General features: G+C 71.9%; 13 protein-coding genes. 7 read left to right on the forward strand and 6 right to left on the reverse strand.

The genetic code is table 11. The annotated features are described in order from the left end of the window. Nucleotides 1-170: 170 nt before the first annotated feature. A complete protein-coding gene (locus tag LN251_RS41710; RefSeq protein ID WP_249835043.1) occupies nt 171-1,133 on the reverse strand; it encodes an SCO0930 family lipoprotein in 963 nt (320 codons plus the stop codon). 744 nt (nt 1,134-1,877) lie between these two features. Between LN251_RS41710 and LN251_RS41715 the strand changes: the two genes are divergently transcribed. The 3 genes from LN251_RS41715 (at nt 1,878) to LN251_RS41725 (ending at nt 3,529) form a co-directional block, all read left to right on the forward strand. Beyond that, a complete protein-coding gene (locus LN251_RS41715; protein ID WP_458249337.1) occupies nt 1,878-2,006 on the forward strand; it encodes a hypothetical protein in 129 nt (42 codons plus the stop codon). 16 nt (nt 2,007-2,022) lie between these two features. Next, nucleotides 2,023-2,787 carry a bestrophin-like domain gene (locus LN251_RS41720; RefSeq protein ID WP_458249338.1) on the forward strand — a complete coding sequence of 255 codons (765 nt, stop codon included), beginning with the start codon at nt 2,023-2,025 and terminating at the stop codon, nt 2,785-2,787. 199 nt (nt 2,788-2,986) lie between these two features. Continuing rightward, nucleotides 2,987-3,529 carry a hypothetical protein gene (locus LN251_RS41725; protein WP_458249339.1) on the forward strand — a complete coding sequence of 181 codons (543 nt, stop codon included), beginning with the start codon at nt 2,987-2,989 and terminating at the stop codon, nt 3,527-3,529. Nucleotides 3,530-3,644: 115 nt separating this feature from the next. Here LN251_RS41725 and LN251_RS41730 read toward each other — a convergent pair whose 3' ends face one another. Then, nucleotides 3,645-4,139: a hypothetical protein gene (locus LN251_RS41730; RefSeq protein WP_058921626.1), complete on the reverse strand. Its 495-nt coding sequence runs from the start codon at nt 4,137-4,139 to the stop codon at nt 3,645-3,647. 333 nt (nt 4,140-4,472) lie between these two features. Here LN251_RS41730 and LN251_RS41735 point away from each other — a divergent pair, with 333 nt between their 5' ends. Next, nucleotides 4,473-5,129 (forward strand): class F sortase, encoded by a 657-nt coding sequence (locus LN251_RS41735; protein ID WP_458249340.1) that lies wholly within the window; start codon nt 4,473-4,475, stop codon nt 5,127-5,129. A gap of 30 nt (nt 5,130-5,159) precedes the next feature. Here LN251_RS41735 and LN251_RS41740 read toward each other — a convergent pair whose 3' ends face one another. Continuing rightward, the gene (locus LN251_RS41740) at nt 5,160-5,999 is read right to left on the reverse strand and encodes a polysaccharide deacetylase family protein (RefSeq protein WP_458249341.1); all 840 of its coding nucleotides are present in this window, start codon (nt 5,997-5,999) and stop codon (nt 5,160-5,162) included. 96 nt (nt 6,000-6,095) lie between these two features. Continuing rightward, entirely contained in the window at nt 6,096-9,377 is a 3,282-nt protein-coding gene (gene lysX, locus LN251_RS41745; RefSeq protein ID WP_458249342.1) for a bifunctional lysylphosphatidylglycerol synthetase/lysine--tRNA ligase LysX, read from the reverse strand. 88 nt (nt 9,378-9,465) lie between these two features. Here lysX and LN251_RS41750 point away from each other — a divergent pair, with 88 nt between their 5' ends. Next, complete coding sequence (locus LN251_RS41750) at nt 9,466-9,927, forward strand: universal stress protein (RefSeq protein ID WP_058921629.1); 462 nt, start codon at nt 9,466-9,468, stop codon at nt 9,925-9,927. A gap of 13 nt (nt 9,928-9,940) precedes the next feature. Here LN251_RS41750 and LN251_RS41755 read toward each other — a convergent pair whose 3' ends face one another. After that, nucleotides 9,941-10,759 carry an alpha/beta fold hydrolase gene (locus tag LN251_RS41755; protein WP_458249343.1) on the reverse strand — a complete coding sequence of 273 codons (819 nt, stop codon included), beginning with the start codon at nt 10,757-10,759 and terminating at the stop codon, nt 9,941-9,943. Nucleotides 10,760-10,816: 57 nt separating this feature from the next. On the opposite strand from LN251_RS41755, the gene LN251_RS41760 reads away from it, so the two are divergent. Next, nucleotides 10,817-11,296 carry a MarR family winged helix-turn-helix transcriptional regulator gene (locus tag LN251_RS41760; protein WP_458249344.1) on the forward strand — a complete coding sequence of 160 codons (480 nt, stop codon included), beginning with the start codon at nt 10,817-10,819 and terminating at the stop codon, nt 11,294-11,296. 1 nt (nt 11,297) lies between these two features. Here LN251_RS41760 and LN251_RS41765 read toward each other — a convergent pair whose 3' ends face one another. Continuing rightward, nucleotides 11,298-12,449 carry a CapA family protein gene (locus LN251_RS41765; protein ID WP_458249345.1) on the reverse strand — a complete coding sequence of 384 codons (1,152 nt, stop codon included), beginning with the start codon at nt 12,447-12,449 and terminating at the stop codon, nt 11,298-11,300. Nucleotides 12,450-12,681: 232 nt separating this feature from the next. On the opposite strand from LN251_RS41765, the gene LN251_RS41770 reads away from it, so the two are divergent. Beyond that, on the forward strand, nt 12,682-13,227 hold the full coding sequence (locus tag LN251_RS41770) for a sigma-70 family RNA polymerase sigma factor (RefSeq protein WP_058921633.1): 546 nt from the start codon (nt 12,682-12,684) through the stop codon (nt 13,225-13,227). The last annotated feature ends 31 nt before the right edge of the window (nt 13,228-13,258 follow it).

Below are 13,258 nucleotides of genomic sequence, written 5' to 3' on the forward strand. Positions count from 1 at the left end.
AATTGACCGTCCGTTCCCGGTCACTGCCTGCGGCACGTGCCGCATTCGCCCGTCGAAAAGCGGCAAATCGCCGGGCACACACAGCGGTCCGCCCCCTCCGTGCGGTGCGGAGGGGGCGGACCTGCGATCGAACGCGCGTGGAGGTGCGGTCAACCCTGGGGAGGTGACGCCTACTTCTTCGGCGCGCCGATCGGCTTTCCGGAGGGAGCCATGACGTACCAGGTGCCGCCGACACCCTGACCGTTGGTGTCGCCCGGCTTGGTGTCGCCCGAGAAGGTGTACGCCGGCCAGCAGTCGACGGTCATCTGCTTGACGCCGTCGGGGCGGGTGAAGCCCATCAGGCCCTTCTTCTCGATGCCCTTGGTGTCGTTAGGGGAGACCGGGGCGACGGCCGGCCACTTCTCCAGGCAGGCGCCGGCGCAGTTGGAGATCACCTTCGGCCAGGCCACGTCCTTGATGAAGCGGTAGACCGTCATGCCGTTCTTGTCGACGACGATGTCGCCGAGCTTCGGGTCCTTGCGGACGGAGAGTCCGGGCAGGCTCGCCAGGGACGCCTTCTTGCCGGTGGGGGCCAAAGCGAACCACTTGCCGCCGACGCCCTGTCCGCTCACGTCCCCGGCCTTGGCGTCCTTCGCGTAGCGGTATGCCGGCCAGCCGCCGATGGTGAGCTGCTTGCTGCCGTCGGCCCGGGTGACCTCGCCCAGCAGGGACTTGTCGATACCGGCGCCCGCGGCGGCGTCGTCGGCGGGCACGGGCGGCCACGCCTTGGCACAGTCGCCGTCGCAGTTGGACTTGGGCGGCTCGGCGGTGTCCTCGTCGTAGCGGTACAGGGTCAGACCGGCGGAGTCGGTGAGCACCTTGCCGAGTTCGGCGTTGTCACTGACGGCGAGCTTGCCGGCGGAGGTGCTCTGGCCGCCCGCGGCCTGCTGCCCGTCGGCGCCGTACCCGTTGCCCGGGCTGGCGCTCGCGCTCGTACCGGCGCCCACGCTGCCGTATCCACCGGCCGGGGCCGTGGCGCCCACGTTCTGGCTGCCCACCGAAGAGGTGCCGCTTTCCTGGCCGCACGCGGTCGTAAGGGCCAGCAAGGCCGCGGCGCCCACCACGAACGAGGCGCTCCGCCAGGAGGTCTTCATCGTCAACAACTCCCCATTGTCACAAGGGTGTTGCAGCGCCCTGCTGCGCCGCCGCACGAGCATGGGTACGCACGGGAGGTGCGGTTGTGTTCAATCGCGTCACATATTTCTTTCCGGAACCCGTGTCGCCCCCACCCCAACTCGCACATATATGCGCATTCATGGCCGCCCAGGGTGACGTCGATCAAGCCATCGCACGCCACCGTCCCCCGTTCGGGCCAACCTGCTCACACGTCGGCGTGTGACGGCCCGGAAAGCACCATGATCTTCTTCGTGCACGGACCCGAACCGACCCAAAACGCCCTGATGGCGCGGGTGTTGACGCTGGCCGCGTTGACCTGGCTGCTCGTCGGGGCCCCGGCCGGCAGCGCGGCCGCCGACGCCTGCGCCTACGCGTCGACCGGCCCCGACGGGACACAGGCGGTGGCGGTCGCCGGACGCCTCTCCTGGCCGATACCCCCGGCATGCCCGAAGCCCACTCCCCCGCCGCCCGAGCCCCCGACCCCGCCCTGCCCGACGCCGGCCCCCACACCGCCCCCGGTTCCGAGCCCACCCCCGGCCCCGAAGCCCCCGCCGCCCCGGCCGAAACCCACGCCGAAGCCCGTCCCGCCGCCACCTGCGCCCCCCACCCGCGCCGCCGCCCCGCCCGAGGCCCCACCGCCACCTCCACCGCCTCCCGCCCCCGCCCCACCCCCGCCTCCGAAGCCGTCACCCAGGCCGGTGCCGCACCCGTCCGCCGCCCCCGTGAGCTATCCGCGCCACCGGGCGCCCGCGCCGCACACCCTCCGCCACGACGGCCCCTCACCGCTGACCTTCGTCCTGCTCATCACCGCGCCCGCCGCGATCGCCGTCGCCGCACTGCGCCCGCGCTGACTCCTGGAGGCACCTCTTGCCGGATTGGCTTGTTCTCACCCTCGCGATGCTGGCCGCGTGCGTCGTGGTGGTCGTCATCACGGTCGTACGCCACAAGGCCGCGCCCGAGGACGAGGACCCCAGCGAGACCCCGGACGTCATCGAGTACATGACCATGTGGATCGGCGTGGTGTACGCCATCGTCCTGGGCCTGGCCATCGCCGGGGTGTGGGAGGGCCGCAGCGCCGCCCAGGACCACGTGCAGACGGAGGCGGTCGCGCTGCACGAGATCTCGGAGCGGGTGCGGGTCTATCCGCCCGATGTGCGCGACCGCATCCGGGAGGATGTCAACGCCTATGTCGGACAGGTCGTCACCACCGAGTGGAAGGCGATGGCCGACCACGCGAGGACGACCGCGCGCGGCGACGAGCTCTTCGACCGCGTCCGCCACGACGTCACCGACTACCGGCCGGCGAACGACTTCGAGGCCCAGGCCTACCAGCCGCTGCTCGACCAGGTGACGACGGCCGCGCAGGCCCGCAGCGCCCGCGCGGACTCGCTCGGAGCGATCATGCCGGGCGTGGTGTGGTTCGGGCTGCTGAGCGGGGCCGTGATCACCATCGGCATGGTCTTCGCGCTGCAGATCCGGCGCACCGCGCGCGAGCTGGTCCTCGCCGGGCTGTTCTCCGCCCTGATCGCCTTCCTGCTCTTCCTCATCTGGGACTTCGACGCGCCCTACAGCCGGGGCATCACGGCGTCCGCGGCCCCCTTCCTCCATCTCTTCCCGCACCTGAACGCCTGACAGCCCCTCATCCGACGGGCCGTCCGGAGCAAAACACCACGCCGTGCGTGTCCCCTGGGTGGCCCAGCGTTGTGACCCGTTCGCGCGACTGAGATCGCGCAGGCGCACACATGTTCTTAGCGTTTCGGTCATCGAGGTGCATTTATGGCGCAAGCGGAAAAGGTCCGCAGCTGCTCCTCGGGGACCCGGAGGATTCACCATGCGCGCGATACGCGTCGCTTCGGCCGCACTGCTGGGCGTCGGCGCCCTCACCTTCTCCGCACCGCCCGCCGTCGCGAGCGACGGCGGCAACGTCACGCCGTTCGGCTTCAGCGTCCTGCCCACGACCATCACGGCGGGCGGCCGGATCACCTTCCGGCTCGACCGGGACAACGGCGGCTGCAAGGGGTCGGTGACCGTCTCCTCGGCCGTCTTCGACACCGTCACGATCCCGCGCGGACGCTCGTCCGGGACGGCGACGGTGGATGTGACCGCCAAGGCCATGGCGGTGTATCAGGTGACGTTCGCCTGTGACGGGATGAGCGGATCGACGGATCTCACCATCGCGGGCGGCCGGCCGGCGGGCCCCACGCCGCTGCCGGTCACTCCGGCCAACCCCGACCGGGGCGTGCGGGCGGGCGAGGGCGGCAGCATCGCCGGGTTCGACCTCCGGGAGATCGGTCTCGGCGCGGCGCTGATCACCGGCTCGGTCGGGGCGGCCTACCACTTGTCCCGGCGCCGCGGCGGCGAGGACGGCGCCTGACCGGGACCTCGCGCGCATGCCCCCGCCCCGGATCCTGGGCCAGGATCCGGGGCGGGGGCCGTTCGACGTGCGAGGGGTGCGGTCCGTGCGATCCGCGCTCCGAAGGGGGAAGAGCTCAGATCCGCCTCTCCGACCGGCGGCGCATCAGGAACACGCCGCCGCCGATGACGGCCGCCGCGACCAGTCCGCCGCCGATGGCCATGTCGGTCGGGGTCGCCCCGGTGGAGGAGCTGCCGCCGAGACCGCCGCGGACACCGCCGATCACGGTGTAGGCGGTGGGATTGGTCAGGGTCTGGCTGCCGCAGGTCACCGTGATGCTGTGCGAACCGGTGCGGGCGTTGGTGTTCACCGTCGCGGTGCCCCTCGACGTGTTGCTGTTCGCGACCCGGTTCAGCGTGGTGGACGAGAACGCGTCGGAGGTCGCCACGGCCAGCCCCGGGCAGCCGTCGACGGTGATGGTCAGCTGCCCGCCGCGGGCGATGACGCTGGGCAGGGCGACGAGGTTGCTCAGGGTGATGGGCATGCCGTCGCGTGCGACGGCCGTCGGGGCGGCGAGCCCGAGGGTGGCGACCACGGCGGCCGAGGCCGCCAGGGCACGAGTGGTACGCATGTGATCCTCCGCGGAAGACGCCCCGGGTCCCGTCCCCGGTCGATCGGCGAGAAAGCGCCTCCCGCTATGACCCTCAGTTGCGGTGCGACGGCCCGCATTTCGGCGATGGTCCGTCCTGGTGAGAGGACACGCCGGACGACAACCGCACAATCTGATATCTCCGCAGGTCACGGACCGTCAGAAAATTCCTGGGAGCGGCAACTCGGATGGCGCACCGGCAACACGCGGGGCCACCCGTTCGGCTTGTGCCCCGTCGCCGGTCGGGTGCGCGGGACTTAGCGTTCTCGTATGCGCGAATGACGTGGCGACGGCCGCGTCGAGAGGGGAAGTCGAATGTCTGCGTTCGAGCTGGCCGAAGAAGAGGAGCAGCCCAAGAAGCGCGCTCCTTGGGGCGTGATAGCGCTTGTTCTGCTGACCGGCCTCGCGCTCATTCGGAACGGGTCGGGAGAATTCGACGTGGGTCCGCCGCAGCCCGCCTCGGCGGCCGCGGCGGACAGCCGTGTCCCCGGCACCTCGGCCAAGGTCCCGGCGTTGCCGTACGCCGTGCCCGACCGGGTCAGGATCCCCACCATCCGGGTCGACGCGCCGGTCATGCCGGTGGGCCTCGACCCGGACGGCTGGGTCGGTGCGCCCCCGCCGGAGGACCCGAACCTGGCGGGCTGGTTCACCGGCGCGGTGTCGCCCGGGGAGAAGGGGACAGCGGTCGTCGTCGGCCACGTGGACAACAAGTCGGGCCCCGCCGTCTTCTACGGACTCGGGGCGCTGAAGAAGGGAAATCGCATCGAGGTCGCCCGCAAGGACGGAAAGACGGCCGTGTTCGAGATCTACGGCATCGAGGTCTTCGCGAAGAACAATTTCCCCGGCGACCGTGTCTACGGTTCCAAGGGGGAGCCGGAATTGCGGGTCATCACCTGCGGCGGCGGTTTTTCGAAGCAGCACGGTTACGACGGCAACGTCGTCGTCTTCGCCCGCCTGGCCGAGGTCCGCTGAGCGTTCCCCGGCCGGGCGGGCGCCGCCCCGTCAGACGGGGCGGCGCCTGGGCACGGTGAGGTGGTAGCCGGAATCCAGCAGGTGCGGCAGATACCGCTTCAGTGCCCGGACGCTCTGCGAGCGGTCGCCCCCGGCGTCGTGCGAGAGCACCACGACACCGGGGGCGGCGCCGTCCTCGACGTGGTCGACGATCACGCGGGTGCCCGGGGTGGTCCAGTCCTCGGTGTCGATCGTCCAGGCCATGGGCTCCATGCCCAGTTCGGCCTCGATCTGGAAGACCGAGCGGTTCCATGCCCCGTACGGCGCGCGGAACCACAGCGGACGCTCTCCGTAGGCGTCCTCGATGACCTTGCTGGTGCGTTGCAGCTCCGAGCGGATCTGGCGGCGGGTCATCCGTGTCAGCAGGGGGTGGGACCAGGTGTGGTTGCCGACGACGTGCCCCTCGTCGGCCATCCGGGCCAGCAGGTCCCGGTTCCAGTCGGCCTGCTCCCCGCACACGAAGAACATGGCGCGGACGTCGTGTTCGGCCAGGGTGTCCAGGATGTGCGGGGTGTAGCGGGGGTCGGGCCCGTCGTCGAAGGTCAGCACCATGGTGCGACCGTGCCCGGAGATGCGCAGGAACGGCTCGTGCCGGACCGCGGTGCGGGCGGCCGTCCGGTGCGGCGGTCCGTAGCCGGTCAGGGGCTGGAGACGGTAGGCGGAGGACTTGAGCACGGGACGTGCCTGCGGCCCGGCGGCGGCGGAGGCGGCCGGGTGCGCCGGCTCGTCGCCCGCGCCCAGTGCGAACGCGCCGGCGGTGCCGGCGGCACCCAGGGCGGCGGCGCCGGCGATCAGCATCCGGCGGCGCGTGAGGAACTGATCCTTCTTCATGACCCATCAGTCGCCCGGCGAGGGGCCGACGCCCCGCAGCGACACCGCGGCGGCGGCGGGAATGCACCCGCTCGGCCCAAGCCGACAGGGCCGGGGTCAGCGGCGGCGCACCAGCGGGAAGGGCAGCGTCTCCCGGATCGTGCGGCCGGTGAGGAACATGACCAGCCGGTCCACGCCGATGCCGAGGCCCCCGGTGGGCGGCATCGCGTACTCGAGGGCGTCGAGGAAGTCCTCGTCCAGTTCCATGGCCTCGGGGTCTCCCCCGGCGGCGAGCAGGGACTGGGCGGTCAGGCGGCGGCGCTGCTCGACCGGGTCGGTCAGCTCCGAGTACGCGGTGCCCAGTTCGGTGCCGAAGGCGACCAGGTCCCAGCGCTCGGCGAGCCGCGGGTCGGCGCGGTGCTGCCGGGTGAGCGGGGAGACGTCGGTGGGGAAGTCCTTGTAGAACGTGGGCAGCTGGGTCTTCTCCTCCACCAGCCGCTCGTACATCTCCAGGACGACGTCGCCGCGGCCGTCGTCGGGGGTGTGCGGCACGCCGGCCCGGTCGCAGAACCGCCGCAGCGCGGGCAGGTCCGTGTCCGCGTCGATCTCCTCCCCCAGGGCCTCGGAGATCGCGCCGTGGACCGTCTTGACCGGCCACCGGCCCGAGATGTCGTACTCCTTGCCGTCCTTGCGGGCGACGGGTGTGCCGAACGCGGCGGTGGCGGCGCCCTGGATGAGTTCCCGGGTGAGGTCGAGCATCACGTCGTAGTCGGCGAAGGCCTGGTAGGCCTCCAGCATGGTGAACTCGGGGTTGTGCTTGTGGGAGACGCCCTCGTTGCGGAAGGTGCGGCCCATCTCGAAGACCTTCTCCAGGCCGCCGACGCACAGCCGCTTGAGGTAGAGCTCGGGGGCGATGCGCAGGTAGAGGTCGAGGTCGTAGGCGTTGATGTGGGTGGTGAAAGGGCGGGCGTTGGCGCCGCCGTGGATCTGCTGGAGCATCGGCGTCTCGACCTCCAGGTAGCCGCGCTCCAGCAGGCCCTGGCGCAGGGCCTGTACGGCGGTGGAGCGGGCGCGGACGATCTCGCGGGCGTCGGGCCCGGAGATCAGGTCGACGTAGCGCATGCGGACCTTGGCCTCGGGGTCGGCCAGGCCACGGCGTTTGTCGGGCAGGGGGCGCAGGCACTTGCCGGTCAGCTGCCAGGAGGTGACGAAGACGGTGGGTTCGCCCTTGTCGCTGACGCCGGCCTCACCGGTCGCGGTGATGTGGTCGCCGATGTCGGTGTCGGCGGTGAACCGGTCGAGGGCGGGCCCGGACTCGGCGCGGGTGAGCGCCAGTTGGTGATCACCCGACCAGTCGCGCAGGACGACGAAGACGATGCCGCCGAAGTCGCGGACGAGCATGATCCGGCCGGCGACGGTGACGTGCTCGCCCTCACGGACGTCGGCGAGGGCGTGGGTGGGGGCGGGGACGCCGACCGGGTAGGGGTCCGTGCCCTCGGCGCGCAGGCGGTCCAGGGTGCGGTGCCGGACGCGGACTTGTTCGGGCAGGCCGGCCGACGGGACGCCGGGCCCGGCCTCGCCCCCTCCGTCGAGGCCGAGCGCCGACAGCGACGGCAGGCCCTCCGTCGTGGCGGGCCTGGTCGCTCCCTTCGAGTGCCCCTTTCCCCAGAGTTTGCGCATCGACGGTACGGAGACGAAGCCTTCGGCGATTCCGGAGGCCAGGCCGATGCGGGCGAGGGCGCCCGCGTCGCCGTAGCAGATGAAGCGCGGGTACCACTGCGGGTGGTACTTGGCGTTGGAGCGGTACAGGGCCTCCAGCTGCCACCAGCGGGAGAAGAACAGCAGCAGTCGCCGCCAGAGCCTGAGGACCGGTCCGGCGCCGATGCGGGCGCCCTCCTCGAAGACCGAGCGGAAGACGGCGAAGTTCAGGGAGATCCGGCGTACGCCCAGCTTGGGGGCCGCGGCGCACAGTTCGGCGACCATGAACTCCATGACGCCGTTGGGCGCGGTGCGGTCACGGCGCATCAGGTCGAGGGAGACGCCGTCGCCGCCCCAGGGGACGAAGGAGAGCAGGGCGAGGAGGCGGCCGTCCGGGCCGAGGGCCTCCACGAGGAGGCAGTCGCCGTCGGCCGGGTCGCCGAGGCGGTCCAGGGCCATGGAGAAGCCGCGTTCGGTCTCGGTGTCGCGCCAGGCGTCGGCCCTGTCGACGATCTCCTCCATCTCCGCGTCGGTGAGAGCGGAGTGGCGGCGGATGCGGCTGGTGGCGCCGGTGCGGCGGACGCGGTGGACGGCCTGCCGGGTCACCCGCATGTCGCGGCCGTCGAGGTCGAAGTCGGCGACGTTCAGGATCGCCTCGTCGCCGAGCTGGAGCGCGCCGAGGCCGGCGCGGGCGTAGGCCCTGGCGCCGTCCTCCGAGGCGCCCATCGCCGCCGGCGCCCAGGCGTGCCGGCGGGCCACCTCCTGCCAGGCGGCGATGGCGTGCGGCCATGCCTCGCGGTCGCCGACGGGGTCGCCGCTGGCCAGGCAGACGCCGGCCTCCACGCGGTAGGTGACGGCGGCCTTGCCGCTGGGCGAGAAGACGACGGCCTTGTCGCGGCGGGTCGCGAAGTAGCCGAGGGAGTCGTTCTCGCCGTAGGCGCCGAGGAGGGCGCGGATGCGGGGTTCCTCGTCGCCGTGCAGGGCGGATTGCATGCGCTGGGAGCGGAACAGGGTGGCGGCCGCGTTGAGCAGGGCGAGGGCGCCGAACAGGCCGAGCAGGAAGTGCAGGGCGCGGGGCGGCCGGCCGTCGAAGGAACGGGCGGAGACCAGGCCGCCGCACACCCGGTTGGCGGCCCACAGCAGTCGCTGGCCCCAGGGCAGGGTGCCGGGGAACAGCTCGACCAGGCCCCAGCCGGCGAGGATGCCCAGGGCGAGGCCGGCGACGAGGACGCCGACCGCGCGGCGGACGGCGGCCGGGCGCGAGGCGGCGTAGAACTCGCGGCGGGCGACGATCAGCACGACGAGCAGCAGTCCGCAGACGACGAGGGACGGCAGCGCCTCGGCGTACAGGCGGTTGAACAGCACGTCGACGGCGTCGTCGACGACCAGCAGCCCCAGGTACACCACCACCAGCCACCAGGCGACCTTCTTGCGGGCGGCGGTCGCGCCGGCCAGCAGCAGCAGGAAGACGGCGTAGGCGAGGTTGGCGCTGACCGGGACGGTGATCAGGTCGAGGAAGCGGACGACGGGGCGCAGCAGGAGGCGCAGGGGCGGGATGAGCGCCAGCAGGGCGCACAGGACGGCGAGGGCGCCGAAGAAGGCCGCGAAGGCCTCGGGCACCTTGCTCGTCGGGCCGGTTCCGGGCTGCGGTGTCGGGCCCGGCGCTTCCTTGCGCGCGGAGGCCTCCGCCGTGGCACTCATGTACCGACTGTAGGAAGGAACGGGCCGTCACGCTTCCCCAAGGTCCCGCGCACGGGGCGGATCTGGGCGTTCCGATAACCTCACAGCCGTGACGGAACAGCACTCGCACCAGTTCGAGCGGGGTACCGACGGGCCCAAGGTCATCGTCGTCGGCGTGGACGGCTCCGACTCCTCCCTTCGGGCGGCGGCGTACGCCGGGGGTCTGGCCCGGCGTCAGCGGGCGCTGCTCGCCGTCGTCTACGTCCAGCCGGTGATGGCGGCGGGCGCGGCGATGGGGGCGCCGGTGGCGGAGACGACGGACGAGATCGCCGAGGACCTGGTCAAGCAGATCCGCGAGGCCACCGAGCGCACGAAGGGGATATTCGACGTGCGCTGGGAGTTCCACACCTTCCGCGGCGACCCTTACGGCGGTCTGGTGAAGGCGGCGGACGAGCTCAAGGCGGACGCGGTGGTGGTGGGCGCCTCGGAGCAGGCGGGCCACCGGATCGTGGGGTCGGTGGCGGTGCGCCTGGTGAAGGCGGGGCGCTGGCCGGTGACCGTGGTGCCGTAGCCCGGAGGGCGACTCACAGGCTGCTCAGGAAGTCCAGCACGATGGCGTTGAACTCTGCCGGCTTCTCCAGGTTCGGGTAGTGCGAGGTGCCCTCGACCACTATCGAGCGGCCGTCGCGGACGGTGCGCGCGAAGCGTTCGGCGTCGGCGATCAGACTCGGCGATTCGAGCGCTCCGTTCACGGTGAGCACCGGTACGTCGATCTTCGGCACCCGAGGCCAGGTGTTCGTCATGTGCACGTGCAGATCGGGCTCGTCCGGTGTGTGCTTGGCGATGGTGTGCAGGGCCATCTCGCGCAGCCGGTCCAGCATGGCGGGTTCGAGGTCGTCGGTGCCGCGTGAGTGGCCGGCGGCGGCCTGCAGGAACACTGCCAGCCAGCCCTCGATGTCCCCGGCGCGCAACGTGCGGTCGAACTCTGCCTGGAATCGCAGGCTGGCCTCGTCGGTGTACTGGAAGTCACTGGTCGTGGCACCGCTCAGGACGAGGCCGCGGACCAGCTCGGGATACTCGATCGCGGTGTCGCTCGCGATGGCCCCGCCCATCGAGACGCCGACCAGAACCGCGGGCCCGGCGTCGAGGTGCCGCAGCAGGGCGGCGAGGTCGTCGGCCCAGCGGAAGGGGTCGCTCGCGTTGGCGGACCAGCCGTGGCCCCGCACGTCCACCGCGATCACCCGGTGCTCCGCCGCGGCGAGGGACGGTGTCTGGTCCTCGAAGAGACGATGGTCGACGAACCCGGAATGCAGCAGGACCACCGGGTCGCCGGAGCCGGTGTCGAGGTAGGCGAGGTCGCCGTCGGAGGACGGGAAGAGACGGAGATCCGAAGGAGCTGTCATGACAACCAAGGTGTCATCTCGCCGCGAATTTGGCAACTGAGGTGTCATGATGGTCGGGTGAACGACAGCGACGAACCCCTCGCCCCCGACGAGCTGGGCCACCGCATCGCGGAGGTCTTCGACGTGGTCGGCCCGCTCTACCGGCGGGCCCTGCGCAAGCTGGAGCAGGGCGAACCGGCCGAGGGCGCCTCCGTCGGGGTGCGCTCGGTGCTGGACCTGCTGCGGCTGAGCGAGCCCATGACGGTGCCGCAGATGGCCCGCGTCCTGGCGCTGAGCCGGCAGTTCGTGCAGCGCATGGTCAACGACGCGGCGGCTCGCGGCTGGACCGAGGTGACGCCCAACCCGGCGCACCAGCGCTCCTCCCTGATCCGGCTCACCGAGGAGGGCAGGGCCACCATCACCGCGATCCGCGCCCGCGAACACGCCCTGAACCAGCAGGTCGGCGGCGGCCTGACCGGCGCCGACCTGAGGGCGTGCCTGCGGGTGCTGCGGGAGATGCTGAAGACCTTCGACCAGGCCGATTCCGACCCGGACTGACCTACTTCCCCATCACCAGGCCGTCCTTGGCCGCGCCACGGCTGAGCACGACGTCCCGGATACGGTCGCGCACCCCCTGCAGGCCGGCGCCCTGGTCGATCGCCCGGTTGAGGTCGACCACCCGTCCGGCGTCGACGTCGAACATCTGCGGGATGAACTCGGCCCTGGTCACCTCCCAGCGTCCGCCGGGGCGGGCGGGCGGGGCGAAGGTGAAGCGGCCGAGGGTGGACTGGTCGCCGCGCGGGTCCTGGACGCCCTGCTGGTTGGTCATCTCGCCGGCGATCTGGTCACCCATGCCGTAGATCACCCAGGTGCCGTTGACCTTCTCGTAGGCCTGCGGAACGTGGGCGTGGGTGCCGAGGATGAGGTCGATGTCGGGGCGGCCGTCCGTACGGGAGGCGGTGAGCGTCCGGGCCAGATCGAGCTGCTGCTGGTCCGGCTCGTCCTGCCACTCGGTGCCCCAGTGCACGGAGACGACGACCACGTCGGCGCCGGCCTGCCGGGCGGCGCGGGCGTCCGCGACGATCCGGCCCGGGTCGAGGAGGTTGACGGCCCACGGCTCGCCCGCGGGCATCGGGATGCCGTTGGTGTCGTAGGTGTAGGCGAGGTGGGCGACCTTCGCCGGCCCCGCCTGGAGGATGGTGGCGGTGTGCGCCTCGGCCTCCGTGCGCGCCGAGCCCGCGTGCCGCACTCCCGCGCGGTCGAGGGTGTCGAGGGTGCGGGCGATGCCCGCGGCGCCGTCGTCGAGGCTGTGGTTGGAGGCGGTGGAGCAGCCGTCGTAGCCGGTGGCGGCGAGGCCCTGGGCCACCTCGGGCGGGGACTTGAAGACGGGATAGCCGGTGTAGTCGCCGTTCTCCCCGTAGACGGTCTCCATGTGACACAGCGCCAGATCGGCGCGGGAGACGATGGGCCGGACACCCTCGAGCATCGGGCGGAAGTCGTAGCGGCTGCCGCCGCCGTCGAAGCGCGCGCGGTCGATGATCGAGGTGTGCGGCAGGACGTCACCGGAGGCGACGAGCGTGAACCCGCGGGCGGGGGCCGGGGCGGGCCGCCCCGCCCGCGGCGCCGCGTCGTGGTGCTGGGCCTGGCAGGCGGCGCCTCCGGCGAGGACGGCCGTGAGGGCCAGGGCAACCTGCTGTCTGCGTGCAATCATCAGCTCACCCCACTGTAGTCATATTTACCCACAAAAGGTACGAACTGGTCTGCGCCGTCCCCGGCTTCGACCCGCCGATTAGCCCGTCCGGCACGCGGGAGCGGACCCCGCCCCGGTGTGAACGGTCCGTCACGGACCGTTCGTCGTACCGTTCGTCGACGCGATCGACCGTCCGCCGCAGATCCCGGCGCAGCCCCTGTCCCGAATCCGCCCCCTGCGATGCCATACGCGCATGACGGCCGGAACCACCCTCACGAACGGGACGACCGCCGAGCACGAGCTCGCCGCACTGCAGCGGGAGCACGGCCGGCCCCTCTTCGCGCTGCTGCTCCGGCTCTGCGACGGCGACCGCCAGCGCGCCGAGGACCTGGTGCAGGAGACCCTCGTGCGCGCCTGGCAGCATCCCGAGGCGCTGCGCGCCGACGACTTCGAGTCCGTACGGCCGTGGCTGATGACCGTGGGACGGCGGCTGGCCATCGACGCGCGGCGGGCCCGGCAGGCGCGGCCGGCCGAGGTGGGTGACGCGATCCTGGAGAACTCACGCGTGATCGCCGACCACGCCGAACGGGCCGCCGCCGCGCTCGATGTGCGCGAGGCTGTGAAGACACTCACTCCCGAGCACCGTGAAGTCCTGGTGCTCGTGTACTTCCAGGGGGCGAGTGTGGCGGAAGCCGCGGAGGCCCTCGGAATCCCTGCCGGTACCGTGAAGTCCCGCGCGTACTACGCGCTGCGCGCCTTGCGCCGAGTGCTTCCCGGATATGCGGCCGACCTGCGGTGAAACCAACGGATCAGTCAAACCTCCGTAAAGC

This window comes from Streptomyces sp. MAI_2237, from assembly GCF_054189285.1.

Excerpts from the sequence above, each read along its gene's own strand:
- LN251_RS41710 (WP_249835043.1), bottom strand. The coding sequence starts at position 1,133 with ATGAAGACCTCCTGGCGGAGCGCCTCGTTCGTGGTGGGCGCCGCGGCC.
- LN251_RS41725 (WP_458249339.1), top strand. The coding sequence starts at position 2,987 with ATGCGCGCGATACGCGTCGCTTCGGCCGCACTGCTGGGCGTCGGCGCC.
- LN251_RS41730 (WP_058921626.1), bottom strand. The coding sequence starts at position 4,139 with ATGCGTACCACTCGTGCCCTGGCGGCCTCGGCCGCCGTGGTCGCCACC.
- LN251_RS41735 (WP_458249340.1), top strand. The coding sequence starts at position 4,473 with ATGTCTGCGTTCGAGCTGGCCGAAGAAGAGGAGCAGCCCAAGAAGCGC.
- LN251_RS41740 (WP_458249341.1), bottom strand. The coding sequence starts at position 5,999 with ATGAAGAAGGATCAGTTCCTCACGCGCCGCCGGATGCTGATCGCCGGC.
- lysX (WP_458249342.1), bottom strand. The coding sequence starts at position 9,377 with ATGAGTGCCACGGCGGAGGCCTCCGCGCGCAAGGAAGCGCCGGGCCCG.
- LN251_RS41755 (WP_458249343.1), bottom strand. The coding sequence starts at position 10,759 with ATGACAGCTCCTTCGGATCTCCGTCTCTTCCCGTCCTCCGACGGCGAC.
- LN251_RS41765 (WP_458249345.1), bottom strand. The coding sequence starts at position 12,449 with ATGATTGCACGCAGACAGCAGGTTGCCCTGGCCCTCACGGCCGTCCTC.
- LN251_RS41770 (WP_058921633.1), top strand. The coding sequence starts at position 12,682 with ATGACGGCCGGAACCACCCTCACGAACGGGACGACCGCCGAGCACGAG.